Raw genomic sequence first — 17,947 nt, forward strand, 5'->3', positions numbered from 1 at the left:
GCTAAAAGCCCTCCCCCATTGCGTTGGCTAATAATATCTCTGTTTTCTCAAGAGGAAGAGAGGCAAGAGCAGAAACTAAACTATCGACATCCGATGGCTGGAATGTGTTGCGAGCAACAACTACGGCTTCCTGAATTGCTTGATGGTCTTGTAGAACATCCTCAATCTCTCCTAGCTCAATCCGATATCCACGAATTTTCACCTGCCGGTCACACCGTCCTAACCATTCCAGGGTGCCGTTGGAACGATATCGGGCCAAATCGCCAGTCTTATACAATCGCCCCCTGTAGAAGGGTGGGCATAGCCCACCCTTCGGCATCACAAACGACAACGCCGTCTTCTCCGGCTGATTCAAATATCCCTGCGTCACCCCATCACCACCGACATAAATTTCGCCAATGGCCCCAATGGGAACCGGATTCAAATCTTTATCCAGCAGATAAATTTGCGTGTTGGGAATCGCCTTACCAATTGCCACAGGTCCAGGCTCAATCTGCGTCGGAATGCGATACGCTGTACACCACACAGTTATCTCAGTGGGACCATATTCGTTATACAAATCCGTAGCAGGCAGTTTGGCATAGTGATTCTGAACAAGAGTACGCGGGCAGGCCTCACCTGCCACAATCACCGTGCGGAGTTTAGCTAGCTGTTGCGGATTAGCGGATTCCAACAACAAAGAATACAGCGTCGGTACACAGAGTGTATGGGTAATTCGCTGGTGAGCAATCAAATCAGCTAGCTGCTGCAAATCTTGTTCTATGCGCTCGGGCGGTAAGATCAGAGTTCCTCCCTGACAAAGGGTCCAAAAGATACCGGCAACAGAACTGTCAAAGGCAATGGATGAGAGCAACAGAAATCGACCCACAGGCTCTGGGTAAACGTGGGTGCGAGCAGTCGTAGAATGTACCAAATTTTGATGGCTGACCATGACGCCTTTGGGGGTGCCGGTGGAGCCAGAGGTGTAGATGATGTAGGCGATGTCTTGAGGTTGAGGGGCAGAGGGAGCAGGGGAGGCAGAGGGGGATGAGGGGATGGGGGGATAGGGGGATCGTAGGGGCTGGTCTTGTACCTGCCCCTGTGCCTGCCCTTGCACCTTCCCATTCCTATCCAAATAAAGAACAGAAACAGAGGTATGCGGCAGGATAACTGAGCGCTGCGTCAGCAAGAATTTTGGGTTGGTGTCTTCTAGGCAGTATTTCAGCCGTTCAGCCGGATATGCTGGATCAAGGGGTACGTAGGCTGCGCCTGCTTTGAGCACGGCTAGAATACTAATGATTCTGTCTAGAGACGGCTTTAGGCATAGGGCAATTCGATCACCAGGGGTAACGCCTTTTGAGCGAAACAGATTGGCCAGTTGATCGGCCTGTTGATTAAGTTCGCCATAGGTGAGTGTTTGCTCTTTAAACACAACTGCTAGAGCGTCTGGTGTTTGCTGTACCTGGGCTTCAATCAGTTGGTGAATAGTTAAGTTACGGAGATAGTCGATCGTCTCCCAGGTGGTTAGCTGCTGCTGTTCTGCTGGTGTGAGACGGGGCAGATCAGCCAGTTTGCTTTGAGGCTGTTCGATAAAGGCAGTCAGCAACAGTTCTAAATGGGTGTGTAGGTGTGCGACTACACCTTCCTCAAACCTGCCCGAATCAAACAACAGCAACAACTCCAATGACTCACCAGGAACCACCAGCAGCGCCAGCGGATAATTGCTCTGCTCCAAATAGCGCACGTCGCTGGTATCAAACCCCAGTTCTGTAACTGCTGCCGCTGGATAGTTTTCAAACACCACAATGCTTTCAAACAGGGGACTGCCCTGGGGCACATCACTCCAGCGTTGGATATCGGTAAGGGCTGTGGTTTCGTACTGTCGCAGGTCGAAAAGCTGTTGCTGTCGCAACCGTAGCCAATCGATGAGAGTTTGCTCAGGCTTAATGCTTATCCGCACAGGTAGGGTATTAATAAACAATCCCACCATGGTTTCCACACCGCTCAGAGCAGCCGGACGACCCGATACCACCGAACCGTAGGTCACTTGGTCCTCACCGCTGTAGTGGTTTAACAGTAATGCCCATGCTCCCTGAACCAGGGTATTCAACGTTAACCGATGCTGTCGCGCCAGATTTTTAAGGGCTGTGGTTAAAGACGGCGATAGGGATTGTGTCTGTTGCTGGTAGTGTTGAGATGTGCCAGCAGAACGAGTAGCAGGCAGCGGTGTGGGCTCAACAAAACCCTGAAGCTGTTTTCGCCAGAAAGATTCAGCCTTACTGGGATCCTGTTCCTGCTGCCAGGCAATGTAGTCGCGGTAGGGGCGTGTGGGCTGTAGCTGGGGCACGGTTCCCTGAAGCAACGCGCCGTAGTAGGTCAACATGTCCTGCCAAATGAGGGGCAGTGACCAGCCATCAAATAGCAGGTGGTGAGAACTCCAAACAAACTGATGGACGTTGTCGCGTAGGTGAATTAGGGTGAGGCGTAGCAGTGGAGCCTGGTCTAGGTGAAAGCCTTGGGTGCGATCGCACCCCAAAAACTCCTCCAACTTAGCCATCTGCTCAACATCCGTTACCCCACGCCAGTCCAATAACCGCCAGGGTACATCTACCTGCTCACGAACCACCTGTAGTGGCTCATCCAACCCGTCCCACAGAAATGCCGTGCGTAAAACCGGATGCCGTGCCACCGTCTGTTGCCACGCCTGCTGTAGGAGTTCTATCTGGAGATCACCGCTCAGCTTACAGGTGTATTGATTCACATAAACACCAGCCTGGGTATCGGCCAGGGTGTGAAACAACATACCTAGCTGTACCGGCGAGAGCGTATAGATATCGGCAACATTTTCCATTAACCCTGACCTCCTGCACGATCGGCCTTATTTAACAAAGCTGAAAGCTTATCGAGCTTTTTGCTGTTAAGCTTTGCCAGGGGAAAGTCTGCAGCTGTTACCTTGTTGCCTGGTCCCTCCAGAAGTGTTTGGAGATGCTGCATTACACCATCAGCGAGTGCCTGGGCTGCAGAGTCGCCTAGACCGCTGTAGCACCAATCAATATGGAGCTGGCCTTCTCTAATAAAGGCGCTGATGTCGAGGGGGTGCGATCGCATCTGTCTCGGACTTCGAGATACCTGTAATGGCTGAGAAAATCGGAACATAGAGTTGGGTGGCAATAGCTGCTCTAAAGTTCCAAGATAGTTAAATAAAATCTCAGGCTGGGGCTGTTTAGCAGCCTCCGCATCTCCGAGATAGCGCAAAATACCGTACCCAATACCATTTTGAGGAATCTGTTCTAGAGTCGTTTTTACAGATCTCAGTGTCTCATTAGGATCAGCTTGGGCCGTCAGTGTGACCGGAAAAAGTGATGTAAACCAGCCGACAGTGCGCACCAGGCGCATATTGGAAATGATAGATTCTTCTCGTCCATGACCTTCCAGGGCAACTTGCACCGTAGGTTGTTCAGTATGTTGTTTGACAGCTAAGGTCAAAGCCGCTAACAACAGTTCCTGAGGACGCGTTCTAGACGTTTGCAGAAAGGTTTGAGTCAGGTCATCACTTAACTGTTGAGAAACAGTGCGAGCAGTAGCTTCGGCCTGAGGAGTACCACCTAACTGAGCAGCGGAGTCAGGCTGAGAGAGCCAATAGTCAATTTCTGATTGAGGTAATGAGATCTCTTTAAGCCCATGCGCCCATGCTTTAAAGGAGCTAGTCTTGAGCGGAAGCGAAGGTTCCTCACCCTGACTGAGTTGCTGGTAGGCCGTTTCTAAATCCTGAATTAGCGTCAGCCAAGACAAGGCATCTACCGCCAGGTGATGTATGACCAGCCCTAGCTGCTGGCGGTCACCCAGATCAAAGAGAACTGCTCGCACAAGATCTCCTTTGGTTAAGTCAAGCTGGGTCTGAAGTTTGGCAATTGTTTTAGCAACGGTTTCTTGAGGGTGAGGCTGTGCCGAGACATCTACTTCGATAGTGGCCACATCAGAAACAGGTTCACCATAACGTTGCTCCCAGCCTGCATCGGTTTGAGTATAGGTCAGCCGTAAACTATCGTGATGATTTACCACGGCTGTCAGGGCAGATGTCAACACTGGCAGGTCTAATATTTCAGCCACATCCAAAAACACTGTCTGGGTAAACTGCTCTGGCTCTGGCGATTGTTGCTCAAAAAATGCCTGCTGGATGGGAGTGAGAGGTATCAACCCTGTCAAATCTTCTGGGGTCAGATGCTCATGCTCAGGGGCCACTACAGTAGACAGCTTTGCCAGGGTGGGATGCTGAAAAATCTGGTTGGGAGATAAGCTAAAACCAGCTTCTGACATCCGGGCAGCAATTTGAATGGCCATAATCGAATCGCCGCCCAGCTCATAAAAGTTGTCGTGGATGCCAATGCGATCCACCTTCAGCACCTGCTGCCATAGCTTGGCTAATGTCTTCTCCACAGCCGTAGCAGGGGCAACAAATTCTGCCTGTAGCTCGGGACGACTGGCTTTTGGATCCGGCAGAGCCGCAAAATTCACCTTGCCATGCACGGTCAAGGGCATGTGCTCCAGCTGAATAAAATAGGCGGGCACCAAATTGCTGGGCAATCGCTGGGCTAAAAAGCGTCTCAAGTCTGCTGTCGAGGTCTGCCCCACATAATAGGCCGCCAGCTGGGCTTTGTTTATTTGCTCGTCTTCGTAGCCAATCTCCTGAAGAATTCTCTCCACATCGGCCACGTCAATCTCATCATTGAGTTCGTCGATGGCCGCTTCTGGCGTTTTGTGCCCCATACGCACATCCCAGCTGTAGGGCAGAGCGTAGTTATGATAGCCACGCTTCTTAGTATGCAGATGAATGCCCACATTGTTGATCAGACAGTTGGTAGAACGCCCTGTGTCTGACGGACGAATCCACGGTACCTGCTCCTTTAAGAAAGAGAGCATCTCTGCTAGCTCAACATCGCAATAACGGTAGAAATCAATAATCTCCACCGCTTCAAAAATGTCATCGGTTTGAAATACCGCCACATCCATCAGCTGCGATACGGCATCGTCAGTGCGATGGTAGGCTTTGCGAGCGGCCAGAATGGTCTCGTCAATCTGGTCTACATCAAACTCAGACTGGCCAAACAGCTCCGTAAACCATTCTTCTGTCAGACGGGTTTCAAAAAACTGTCCCCGTGAGAGACCCGTCACAATGCACGGAATCCCCCGCTCGTAAGCCAGCTGCATACTCAGGGTATAAATGGTCTTAAAGCAGCCATTACATACATTACAGTGGCGATTCAGGCTATCGACAAAAATGTCGTTCATCGCCGGTGTGGTGCCAAATTGATGCTCCACACCCAGAGTCTTAACAACACGTCGAATATTGTCTTTTGCTTGCTCAGAAATGTAGCCGTTATCCAGGGTAAAGGCAAACACCTTGAAGCCCATGGTCACCAGCTGAGCCAAGGCATAGGTGCTGTCCTTACCACCGCTGAGCAGCATCAGACAGTCGTACTCACCCTGTTTGCGCTGACGGGCTCTCTCTAGACGAGACTTGAATTCGTCAATCGACTTGAAGTATTGCTCGGTGCGATCGCGATAGGTCTCATAGGTTTGACAAATATCACAAACACCCTCGTGATCAAAGGTAATGCCAGGATAGTTGGAGGCAATGCCACAGCGAGTGCAGTAAGTCACAGGACCAGCCTGCACAGGACCAGCCGACTGAACTAAGCTAACGGCACTAGCACTTACTTCAGGATGGTCCATCAGGGCCGCTTCGATTTCCCCTAGCTCAATGCGGGTACCGTGAATCTTTACCTGACGGTCACCGCGCCCAAGGTACGTTAGCTGCCCATTCTCCTGCCAGCGACCCAAATCGCCCGTGCGATACAGTCTTTGATCACCGCGAGCAACAAACCGTTCCGCCGTTAATTCAGATCGATTGAGATACCCCCGCGCCAGACCAGGGCCACCGATAAAGATTTCACCTACGGCTCCCTGGGGCACCAGGTTTAAATGATCATCCAAAAGATAAATTTCCGACCCTGCCGCTGGTTTCCCAATGGAAACAGATGTGGGTGCATCAGGCTCCATTTCAAATTGATGAATCATACAGCCAACCGTAGCTTCTGTTGGACCGTACTCGTTGTAAATCTCAAGGGGATGGTCACTAGCATTGGCAATGGCATCTGCCAACGATGTTTTCAGATCCTCCCCACCTAAAATCAGCGTCTTCAACCGAGAGCCAATGGCCATGCCCTGCACCAAGGACAGGTGAGAAGGGGTTAGTTTAATCACATCTACTACATTCTCTTGGAAGATCTGCTGCAGCGAAAGATCAATAGCTTCATCCCCTTCAGGATAAATCACCACCTGTCCACCTGAGAGCAGAGGCACATAGATAGAAGTAACCGTTAGATCAAATGTAAAAGGAGAGAACAGGGGAAACGCCAGGGTTCTCCCTCTCACATACTGTTGAATCGCCCAGTTAACGTAGTTGGCTAATCCACGATGTTCAACTTCTACGCCCTTAGGCTTGCCTGTAGACCCTGACGTATAGAGCAGATAAGCAAGCTGATTAATGCCAGACGGATTATTTAAATTGTTGTTTGGCTGCGACGTTAAATCTAATGTGTCCAACTGGATATTCACGGCATGACTGTTCAGGTGCACCGTAAACTCAGACTGGGTCAGCACCCAACGTACCTGGGTGTCTCTCAGAATATGGGCAATGCGCTCATTGGGGTGGCTGGGATCAATGGGCACATAGGCTCCTCCGGCTTTAAGCACTCCCCAGATAGACACCAGCATCTCAACAGAACGGCGCAGACAGATGCCAACGGGCATCTCAGGCATCACACCCTGCTGTCGAAGATAGTGGGCCAGCTGATTGGCTCGGGCATTCAGCTGACTATAGGTCAAAGTTTCATCGTTACAAGAGATTGCAACAGCATCTGGGGTTCTCCCCACCTGTTTTTCAAACTGTTGCACTACGGTTTGAGTAACGTCAATGCGATCGCACTTCCCCAGATCTACAAGGTGAGTCTTTTCCGACCCATTAACAATCTCCACCTCAGCAATGGGTTGGTTAAGATCAGCCAACACCGCATCCACCAATGCCAGAAAATGGCCTGTGGCCCGTTCCTGTAGTTCTGGCTCAAACAAGTCACAATTAAAGTCGAAATGTAGCTGCAGACTGCCCCGATCATCAAAATCATGCACCTGTAGCCGTAAATGATGTCGTGGATCGCCAGCCCCTGGATGAATCCATTCTGAAGACACTGGACGACCATCAAAATCCGACAGCCTAGCGTGGATAAAATTCAGTACCACATTGACATCACGACTGGGGGCAAACTGGCTAACACCAGGCTGGGCATAGCGCAGCATACCACCGCTAGCATGACTCACTTTACGTAACAGCGATGCAAAGGTTTCCCCTGGTTCAATGTCAGCTTGTAAAGGAAACAGTTCGATAAATACGCCGATAGTCTCTTTCAACAGTGCGGTAGTGCGACCATGGGCAGGGGTGGCAAATGCTACTTGATTGCTGCCGCTAATCCGATGGAGATAGGCCAGCAGAATACCAGCCACCAGGTTAAACAGAGACAGCTGGGGCGTTAACGCCCGTGCATCCGAGTTCATCGCCAGCTGTTTCAATGCAGCCGTTCTTTCTGGGCCTAGTTCCCATGAAACACGGCGGGTGCGAGGGGATACCTGGCTTGCTGATCGATGGTAAAGATCTACTGAGTTCGCCTGCTGTTGTTGCCAGTAGTCAATGGCGCGAGACGAGGGTGATGGCAACGATACATCACTATATGCTGGTAATGCTGGGGCCTCTGACAAATTGCCCGCTATCGAACGATGATAGAAGTCTCCTACTGTTTGGTAAATCAGTTGAACTGACTGAATATCCGTAATCACATGGTGCTGACTGATATACCAGGCATAACAGTTAGAACTGAGACGTATTAGAGCTGTTTCAAAAAGTCTCTCGGATAAATTGAACAGTGTCTGACTACGATTCTCTGCCCAGGTACATGCCTTTACTTGGGGATTCCCTTGATCGCTGAAATCAAACACCGGCACTTCATAATCCAGTTGAGACAATACCCGCTGCTGCGGCACACCGTCCACTTCCTCAATCACCATCCGTAGAGCATCGCTGCGTTCCACCAATGCTTGGAATGCCGCCTGAAAATGAGCAGGCTCAATCTCACCGGATAGCGTAAACAAAAACGCCATGTTGTAAAGCGGTGATTCTGGTGCCAGCTTTTGCCCCAGCCACAGCAGATGCTGGGCCGTTGTCAGATTAGACTGGGCGGCAGTGGATTGAAGTGGCATTGCAACAACGGTCATGATTACAGGCTCCGCTTAGCAAGGTAGGCATCAATGGCCTTGATGGTCCTAAAGTTAGTGATGATGATGTCCGACTGGGGCACATCACAGCCAAACTTATCTTCCACAAAAGCCACCAGCTGCATCACTCCCATGGAGTCAATAATCTCTTCACCGAGGAGATCATCGTCTGCCTCAACCTGCATCCGACCGTTAAGCAGGGTTTGACTAATATATTGTTTAAGAATTTCTTGGTTATCCATCACTGTGAGTCTTGAATTTTGAGTTAAAGTTTGCCCGCCAAGAGAAATCACCTTATTTCTATAACTAAGAACCAATAACTAATAACTAATAACTCTCCTCTCCGCCTGTTGTTGCAACGCCCGCCGATCAATTTTGCCAGTGCCCGTTCTAGGGAATGTGGTCGCGATCGCAATCATCCTCGGCACCGCATACCCCGGCAATCGTTCCCCCACATAATTAAGCAGTTCACCATCACTCAAGGTAGCCTCGGCCTTCAGAATCACCACCGCTTCCACTTGATAGCTACCGGCCTCAGCCGACACCGCATAGGCCGCCGCTTCTTCCACATCAGGGTGTCCCACCAAAACCGCTTCCACCTCATCCAGTTCAATGCGATAGCCCCGAGTTTTAATCTGACGATCTTTCCTGCCAACAAATTGATAGTTACCGTCCGGTAGCTGCTGCACTAAGTCCCCTGTGCGGTAAAATACAGCCGTCTGATGAGCAATTTCAGTCCGGTAAAAAGCACTCTTATTTAAGTCAGGTCGCTGCCAGTAACCCATCATCATGGTCGGCGTTCGCACCAGCAGTTCACCCACATCGCCTGACATAACTGGATTGTCCATATCATCCACCACAATTTCCTCTGCATTAGCCCAGATTTGCCCAATGGGAGCCACCTCATCAGGCATCGCCTGGCCCTCAGACAAAGGAGGGACATGGTAATAGCTACACTGGTTGATTTCTGCTGGTCCATACACATTACTAAAACGTGCCTGGGGCAAACGTTCCATCAACCCATACATATATTTCGCCGGGTAGGGCTCTCCACCAAACAACACCCAGCGCAGTGAGCTTAAATCTCTCTCTTCTAGCACACCCCGCAACAGTAGCTGGATTAACGCAAACGGTACCGAGTACCAAATGGTTAACGATTCATCCTGGGCCAACTGCGAAAGACTAGCAGGCATTTTCATATAGGCTTCAGGGATAATCACCGTTGTCGCCCCTACCAACGGCCCTGAGAAGTAGTCCAGGGTGGACATGTCGAAATGAAGCGGCGAGTGATTACCCAGACGATCTTCGTGGGTCAAACCATAGGTATGGGCCGCCATCCGCGCATAGTTTAGACCACTGCAATGGGTATGCATAATTCCTTTAGGAGTGCCCGTAGACCCCGAGGTATACATGATGTAGGCCAGGTCTTGCTCCATGGTGAGCACCGACGGTGGCGTATCGCTGGGTAGAATATCTGACCAGTCACAATGGTCCACAGCCTGTTCCAGGGCAAATGTTTCTGGCAAACCAATGATGTACTGTAGGGGTGCACCGCTGCGTGCCCTAATTCCATGGGCTCTGCTCCCATGCATGCCCACACCATGGGCCTCTCCCACCAGCGTATCTAACAAATCCGGCATCCGCACCCGCTTTGATTTCTGGGTAATCAGGTGACGAATACCGCAATGGTTAATGGCGTAGGCTGTACGGGCAACAGGTGCACTCGGATCAAGCGGCACATAGGCAGCACCGGCTTTCCAAATGCCATATATTGCGATCGCACTCTCCAAACTCTTATGCAAGTAAATCCCTACCCGGTCTCCCCGCTTTACCCCCAGATCAACCAGCTTATGGGCCAACCCATTTGCACGCCGCAACAGTTCGCCATAGGTAAGACTCTCACCATCACAACGAAATGCTTCGCGTTCAGGAAACTGCTCGGCAGAGTGATCTAAAATTTGAGACAACAAATAAATCATATCCACCTCCTACAATCCCAATGAGCGCGCAATAATGTTGCGCTGAATATCCGAGGTGCCCGCATAAATCACCCCGCCAATGGCGTCCCGTAAATCTCGTTCCACCCCATACTCCGTGAGATAACCATTACCGCCATGGATCCGCACCGCATCTAACCCTGAGGCCACAAAACACTCGCTCAGATAAAGTTTGAGCAATGCCGCCTCAAGCATAGCCGGTTGCCCGCGTTCTTTTAACCAAGCCACCTTATAAAGCAACAGCCGCGCCGTCTCCAGCCGCAGTTTCATATCAGCCACTCGATTCGACACGGACTGAAACTTACCAATGGGTTGACCATACTGCTCCCTCGCTTTGGCATACTCAACTGTCTTCTCTAGCTGACGCTCCATGGTGCCTAGCTCGCTGGCCAGGTTAAAACAACGGTCATACTCTAGCGAACTATGGGAGAAACTAAACCCGGCTCCTTCCGGCCCCAGACGATCTTCTTCAGGCACAAAACAATCGTCGAAGAAGATCTCTCCAAACGGCACTGTACGCAAACCCATTTTGTCTTTTACTGGACCCGTGGAAAAACCCGCTGCTGTCCGCTCCACCAGAAAAGCAGTTACTCCCCACTTGCCCAAGCTCGGGTCAATGGTGGCAAACACGAGGGCCAAATCACAGATAGGAGCACAGGTGACAAACTTTTTACTGCCGTTGAGAATATAGCCCCCGTCACACTTTTGGGCATGGGTCTTGAGGCTGTACACATCTGACCCAGCATTGGGTTCAGATAAGGCATGCACACCAATCCATTCACCTCGACATAGTCGTGGCAAATATCGTTGCTTTTGGTCATCAGTCCCGAACTGCTGCAAAAGAATCTGCACCGTCCACATCTGGGCATTCAGACCCAGGGTAAGGCCATTATCTTCACAGCCATAGCCGAGGGCTTCCATCGCCAGCACCGCTGTCATAATGTCCAGGGCGGGCGATCCGCTATAGTCTTCCGGCATACACATGCCCTGAATGCCAAACTCGGCACATTTTTTCCAGTTCTCCGAGGAAAATTTGCCATGGTAGTCGCGCTCAACCATGTCACCATTGAGGTTCTTTTGCGCAAACTGAATGACACGATTCTTAAAAGCGAGTTGTTCGTCTGACCAGGAAAAATCCATGACAAATCTTGGGGGTGAGATGTGGGTAGATTACAGGACAAAACTGTAGGGATTTTTGACCTCAGCGGTGGCGCTTTCTAGCTCAACTAAGGTACCGACCTGCAGCTCAGTTGCATAGTCCAGTAGCATATTCATGGCCACCTGATCCTCAAGGGCAAATCCGGTGGAATCAAAAACCGTGGTCTGTTGCTGATGGTGACGATACTGGGCTGGATGCTTGACTACGTTAGATAGCTCAGCTCCAATCTGCTTCAGGTTCTTAAACTGTTGACATTCGCCTTCGCGAATGGCCTGATCTCGAAAATCAGGACACACAAAACTGCGCTCTAAAAGACTTAAGGGTACCTCAAACTTACCAGGAAAATCAGCCCCCACTGCGTTAACGTGCAGCCAGGGTTTCAGATTTTGATCGGGAAAGACCGGTCCATCATTCACATCCACGGACGTTGCTGTGCAGAGGATATCAGCTGCGGCAACAATATCAGCAACGTCTGCCTGGCAAATCTCTAAAGGGTTTAACCCCAAACACGCCACACGCTCAGCAAATGATTGACTCACGGCTGGATCGCTATCGAAAATGAGCACCTTCTTAAGATCAAAGCAGCGAGAGAGACCATGAAGTTGTGTAACGGCTTGGGCTCCTGCACCAATCAGGCCAAGGACTTGACTGTTGGATGAGGCGAGGAGTTGGGTTGCGATCGCAGATGCCGCTCCTGTCCTCAACGCCGTCAGAAATGTACCATCAATCACCGCAGACAAATGCCCCGACGCCGGATCATAAGCAGAAACCGTGGAAAGGACCGTCGGTAGGTTATGCAAGCTCGGATTCTGGGGATGATATCCCACCGCTTTGATCACAATCTGACGATGCTTTTCGAATAGCGGCATCCATTCCACTAAACCCACATGGGGTTGCTCATAGCTGAACCCAGTACGCACGGGCACCACAGTTTTTGCAGGATCGAAGTATTCAAATGCCTGGGTGAGGCGAGTAATCGTCTCATCCATCAGGACATCTAAACCCACATACTCAACAATTCGTCGGGTATCCTCTACCGTGAGTATCAGCGTTTGTAACGGTGACTTAGAAACCACAACGACGTTATCAACCATGCTAGATTGCGCCAAAGAAACCATGGAAAACCTGTTTGCCAACTTACCATCTTAAAAAATGATGCTTCACCCCACTAGCCACCCTAAAACAGACCCTGTAGCACTGGTAAAACTCGAATATTGACATCAAACGCCCGTTCTATAAACCAATAGAGTGACATTACCCCCAGCATCGAAGCTCCTGTTTTCATGACAAAACTGGGATAAAATTGTTGGTTTCGCAACAAATAGAGCACTGGAAAGACTACAGCAATAATCATCAATTGCCCAATTTCCACACCCAGGTTAAATCCAAACAAGGATAGGGCCGCGTTTTGACTGGTCACCCCTAATTCTGCCAGCACATCGGCAAATCCAAATCCATGGAATAACCCAAAGAGAAAAATGATTAACCATGAGCGTCCCCGAAAGATGGGATAAAAAATATCCACCGCAGCTAGACCAATGGACGCCGCAATAATAGACTCCACTATGCGAGAAGGCACCTGTACAATCTGTAATGTAGCCAGGCAGAGCGTAATACTGTGGGCAATCGTAAAGGCCGTAGCAATCTTGATAATGTACACAAACGCAGTTGAAAACTTGCCCACTGGCTGCCACATTGAATCGTCTCGTCGCCTCAACACCGATGGCAGCAATAAAGCAACTAAAAAGAGAACATGGTCAATACCTTCTACGATATGTATTACCCCAAGATGAACGACCGCCGAAAAGCCCTGCCACAGACTACCGGATGTTAGATCTAAAGTCTGAGTCTGCCCCGGTTGTCTAAATATCATTAGCGGCGTAGACTCATTTTGGAAGGTTCCAGTCATCCAGTTTTCTTCCACCAGCAACATATTTGTATGCTGCGGTAATTGCTCTAGAATCACATCGTAGGTAACATCAATAGCCTCAGGCGTAGTCTGAAAACCCTCTAAGGTATACTCAAGCGTCAGAAACTGGGCAAATGTGGTGTTCAGGAATCCATACTCTTGGAATGTAAGGTTACATGCCAGAGGAGAACAGTCAAGGGTTAGATGTTCATCTACATAGGCTCTAATCTGCTCTATATGAGGTTCAATATCTCCTCTACGAACCTTCTTTTTACTAGCAAGCCCCAGCTCAAGTACCTCATCTAATTCTTTAACGGGCATTTCTACCCGTGTCGAGACAGCATCTTCCCTAATTTGAAAGTAGACATAGCTTTGCCCTAAATTATGTGCTGACGCACTCGGCAATAAAGATGAGCTAACACCACACAACAAACAGGCCAAAGTAGCCAGTAAAACTCTGGCTGCGGTAGATCGCATCAGCTTACCAAGCATGACTCTTGCTAGGTCAAAATGACCTCTCCTTAAAATATCTCGTGAATATGAAAAAACACTGAATTCTGTCTTAAACCTAACTAATTCCCAAACCTCAACTAATCAGAGACCAGTTAATGTCTGGAATCTCCACACAAGTCCCGCTTAGTGCTTCCCCAAGAACTATACATTAGATTTGCTGTTCTCAAAACATCATAGATATAGACCGTTATTCCGATAGTCCAACAAATCAAAGATTTTCTATGGATAGTACGGAAAGGTATGAAAACTGGTTTTAAAGCTCACATAAACTTTATTTGAAGTTAACATGAAGATAATGGTGTCACCATACAGTAACTATTCCAACAGTTCAAAACAGTTTTTATGAATATATTGTGAGATTATTCTTGTAGTCAGCAAAACAGACAGTATATAAGTCTTATGGTCAACAGTATTAGTCTAAATCTAAACAAGCTTTAGGCAATAAAGCATGAGGCGAAAGTCCTAAGTGTTAGGGTGGGTCTTTAGCCCTATGGAAGAAATTGCCAGGAATCTCAAAACATTACGTTAAGACATATTGGAACTATTTCGAAACATATTGAAATATTGAGTTATTTCTTCCGCGTCAATATCTGCCTTGTGTAATATAAGACGCTTGCAAGAGCCAATAGTCAGTTTTATAGAGCTTTGTCGAAGACCCTGAGACGTCACTGCTTGGACAAATTCTCTCTCAGAATCTGCTCCTGTTGTCGTACGGCAGCCAATAGCTCTGCGTTCTGAATGATCATTCCCACCTGATTATTAAAGATATAGAGACACTTTTGATCGCTATCATCAAAACTAGTTCGATACAATTCTGGCACGGGTTGGTCGTACACCAGCGGCAACTCAGGATAGTGCCCTGCTTTCTGTTTATTAATCAGCTGGGTCACACCAATCAACTCACCGTCTTGATTAAGAATCGGCATACAAAGTAGACTACAGGTACGATAGCCGCTGCTAGCGTCAGTATTCCTTGCTCGTTCAGAGGCCGGATGGTCGTACAGGTCAAAGGGAATGTTTAAGGGGTCACGGCTTTTAGCCACTTCTCCTGCAAATCCTTCACCGATCTGGAGTCGAATTTCTTCCACCTGACCATTATCAAACTGGATGCGGCTCCAGAGTTCATTGCGATCGCAATCCAACAACCACAAGGTGCCCCGATCTGCACTCATTAGTTCTTTAGCCGCATCAATAATTCGTCCCAATATCTCCTCTGGTTCAGCTGTATTAAAATCGCAGGAACGCACCGCCCCCATCAACGTGGCCGCCACCCGCTGCCCCCGCGATGTCTTATGGTACGAAAAGAAGCTCTCCAATATAATCTGAATGGCAGCGGAGCTAGCATTAACAGTTTCAATGTCCTCTGCCGTAAACCCCTGACGATCAATGCGCTCTTCTAAGGGTAAATCTGGGTTCAAATAGGGCAATAATTTGTTCAAGAGCTGCACCACGGCAATCAACTCACCCCGATGATTGATCAAGGGTAAAGATAACAACGTGTACGTTCGATAGCCTATTTTTAGCTCTTGCTCTTGGGCAAACGCTGAACGTGGGTCGCCATAAAAGTCGTAGGGGATATTAATCATTCGATGGTGGGCTGCAACCTCTCCTACAATGCCCTGGTTGAGAGGCACCCGAATTTCCAAATCATTGGCTTCGCTATCGGTTTCTGCCACAATGGACCAAAATTCCTGACGGTCGGAGTCAAACAGAAAAATGGTCGTCCGATCGGCTCCCAACGACTGGCCCAATTTAAGGGTAATAGAACGCAGGGTGGTGTCTAAAATCTCATCGAAACCCTGTTTGTCCATGACCTGATTTAACAATTCCAGGGTTCTGCTGACAACATTACGGGGATAGGCCGACTGACGTTCAAGTTCGTTAAAATACTGAACATTTTGCAGGGCAATACCCACCTGGGTATTAAAGACCTCCATATGTTGTTGGCTAGTAATGTCAAAACTGGCCTGAAAACAGGCAGGGGGCTCAGGCCAGGTACTGGGATCGTAAGGAGGGAAATCACCCTGGCGGCGTTTATTGATCAGTTGGGTGACGCCGAGGAGCTGGCCGTTGCGATCGCACACCGGCATACACAGCAAACTACAGGTACGATAGCCCGTCCGCCGATCCGTCAACTTAGCCCGCTCAGACTGAGGATGGTCATATAGGTCAAAGCCAATATTTAAAGGTTCTCCCGTTTGCGCCACCATTCCTGCATAGCCCTGACCAATGGGAATGCGGATTTCTTTGACCTCACCATTTTCAAAGGGAATATTCGACCAAAGTTCTTGACTTTCAGGGTCAACCAACCACAGAGTCACCCGATCAGCATTCATCAATCGCTTGGCTGCATCAATCACCCGCCCAATAATTTCATCAGGATTGAGACTACTCTGGGACACAGATGTTGTCGCTTCCGTCAGGGCCTCAGATGTCTGTATGCGCTGGGTAAGACGATAACAGTAATGACACTGTTCTAAAATCCGCTGAATCGGTTCAGCATAGTCCCTTAATTGCACCTGATCTTCTTGGTTAAAGCCCACCAAATCAACGCGTTCTTCTAAGGGGGCAGTTGGATTATGGGAGAGTTTGAGCTTATTCACTAAATGAACAAACGCGATCAAATGCCCTTGAGATTGAGGCAAAGAAAAAAATAAATCATTATACGTAATATAGTTCTCGGCTTCACGAGCAGACCCTTGAGTAGCTTGAATAAACTGTTGAAATTCTGTCAGCTGGCCTGCACTCGCCTCATTGGTCAAAATCTTAATCGTAGGGTATTTGATATCACCGCTATTGGCTTCAATGGACCACAGCTCATTTTTCTCTGGATCAATGAAGAATATTGTCGTGCGGTCGGCACTCAACAACACACTCATTTTCAAGGTAATATCACTCAAAATCTCATTAAGGATATAGTCAAACCCCTTACCCTCCATGACATTGAGCATGGACAAAAGTTTTTGCTCTTGTTTAGAGACAGTTTTCATAAACTCCTCGTAAACGTTAGACAAAACCCGTTGTACCCATTGGTTATTAAAGACCGTGGCATAAATCCGATTGTAAACACGCAGTTGTTCACCCCGTTTTACCACCAGTCCTGCCAGCTGTAGCTCTAACTGTTCACTACTGTCATCGGCAGAGACATACCGATCTTTGAGAATCCGCTCATACAGCTGTAATAACGGTCCCGTTCGTTTTTCAATATTTAGCAAGCGATCGCGAATTGTCTTTAAGTGGGGTGGCTCATCCTGAACTTCCCAGTTATCCAAAATGCGAGCTTCCACCAAAACTTCCACATAGCGCCGTTCTTGCCCTGCCGTAATTGGCTCATTCTCAGCCGTAATGACCTGACATAGCTTCTGAGTCAATAACGGCTGTCCCCCCGTCCAGTTCAAAATACATTTCAGCACCACCTCTGGACGTTCAGCATTAACCAATCCTTTGGCCAGGGTGCGGGCTTCTTGAAACGTAAACCCATGCAGATCAATAGCCCGTCCCACATTAAAGGGGGTGCAATACTTATCTGTAATCAAATCAGAGGGTGTAGTGACCCCCAACAGCGCAAACGTTAGCTGCCCCGAATCGAGACAAGAACGAATACAGGCAAAAAAATCATCGGTCTCAAACGGCAAGCGCCGCATGCTGTCAATCTCATCAATAAAGATAACAATTGGCTGGGTAACATTATCTAGTAATATCTGTTCTATAAACTCGTTAAGTATCTTTACCGGTGATAGATAGTCATACTCTTTTAACCACTGACGCAGATTGACAGGCAGGTCAAAACTGGTCACTAAACGCCGCATAATACCGGCATACCACTGTTGAGCCGTAATATCTCGACTACCAATCTTGTTCAGATCAATGGCCACACAGGCAACACCAACCTGTTGCAAACGATAAAGTGTACGCACCCGCAGACTGGTCTTCCCCATTTGGCGAGAGTTAAACACATAACACAGCTCGCCCGCTTTCAATGCTTGATAAAGCGCCTCATCTGCTTCCCGCACGATATAGCTTGGAGCATCCAGAGGTAAATGTCCTCCAACCTTATATTTCATA

The 17,947-nt window shown here is 48.8% G+C and carries 8 protein-coding genes; all 8 read right to left on the reverse strand.

The genetic code is table 11. The features are described from left to right. Position 1 precedes the first annotated feature (1 nt). Entirely contained in the window at positions 2 to 2,830 is a 2,829-nt protein-coding gene (locus tag U2F10_RS05110; protein ID WP_499871118.1) for a non-ribosomal peptide synthetase, read from the reverse strand. After that, a complete protein-coding gene (locus U2F10_RS05115; RefSeq protein ID WP_499871120.1) occupies positions 2,830 to 8,304 on the reverse strand; it encodes an amino acid adenylation domain-containing protein in 5,475 nt (1,824 codons plus the stop codon). Before U2F10_RS05115 ends, U2F10_RS05110 begins: the two co-directional genes overlap by 1 nt. Before the next feature lie 2 nt (positions 8,305 to 8,306). Then, the gene (locus U2F10_RS05120) at positions 8,307 to 8,546 is read right to left on the reverse strand and encodes an acyl carrier protein (RefSeq protein WP_023070732.1); all 240 of its coding nucleotides are present in this window, start codon (positions 8,544 to 8,546) and stop codon (positions 8,307 to 8,309) included. 78 nt (positions 8,547 to 8,624) lie between these two features. Then, a complete protein-coding gene (locus U2F10_RS05125) occupies positions 8,625 to 10,283 on the reverse strand; it encodes an amino acid adenylation domain-containing protein (protein WP_499871121.1) in 1,659 nt (552 codons plus the stop codon). Between the two features lie 9 nt (positions 10,284 to 10,292). After that, positions 10,293 to 11,441 carry an acyl-CoA dehydrogenase family protein gene (locus U2F10_RS05130; protein ID WP_499871122.1) on the reverse strand — a complete coding sequence of 383 codons (1,149 nt, stop codon included), beginning with the start codon at positions 11,439 to 11,441 and terminating at the stop codon, positions 10,293 to 10,295. A gap of 30 nt (positions 11,442 to 11,471) precedes the next feature. Then, complete coding sequence (locus tag U2F10_RS05135) at positions 11,472 to 12,578, reverse strand: ornithine cyclodeaminase family protein (protein ID WP_499865830.1); 1,107 nt, start codon at positions 12,576 to 12,578, stop codon at positions 11,472 to 11,474. A gap of 59 nt (positions 12,579 to 12,637) precedes the next feature. Further along, a complete protein-coding gene (locus U2F10_RS05140) occupies positions 12,638 to 13,846 on the reverse strand; it encodes a HupE/UreJ family protein (protein WP_499871124.1) in 1,209 nt (402 codons plus the stop codon). A gap of 701 nt (positions 13,847 to 14,547) precedes the next feature. Further along, complete coding sequence (locus U2F10_RS05145; RefSeq protein WP_499871126.1) at positions 14,548 to 17,946, reverse strand: GAF domain-containing protein; 3,399 nt, start codon at positions 17,944 to 17,946, stop codon at positions 14,548 to 14,550. Position 17,947 lies beyond the last annotated feature (1 nt).

This window comes from Leptothoe sp. EHU-05/26/07-4, from assembly GCF_043421015.1.
Taxonomy (GTDB): domain Bacteria; phylum Cyanobacteriota; class Cyanobacteriia; order Phormidesmidales; family Phormidesmidaceae; genus Leptothoe; species Leptothoe turfae.